1 pseudogene is annotated in these 260 nt (G+C 72.3%); it reads left to right on the forward strand.

The features are described from left to right. Positions 1-260 (forward strand): annotated as a pseudogene (locus TW83_RS21435) (hypothetical protein); the annotation flags it as partial.

A 260-nucleotide genomic window follows, 5' to 3' on the forward strand; every position in this document is an offset into this window, starting at 1 on the left:
CACCTCGGTCGAGCCGGGACCGCTGGAGGATCGCACGGTCCGCTTTTCCGAAGACGCCGTCCAGCTGGCCGGTCTGATCACGCAGCTGCGCCAGCTGAACCCGGCGCCGCTGGTCGGACGCGCCGCGCAGGACCTGGCCGATGCGGTCGTGCTGCCCGAACTGGACGGCAGCACCGAGGCCACGCGCGCGGGCCAGTCCAGCACCATCACCTCTGTCCTGTCGCTGGTCGAACAGCGCGCCACCACCCTGGCGCAGGCCG

Source organism: Paracoccus sp. S4493 (assembly GCF_000967735.1).
Lineage (GTDB): Bacteria > Pseudomonadota > Alphaproteobacteria > Rhodobacterales > Rhodobacteraceae > Paracoccus > Paracoccus marcusii.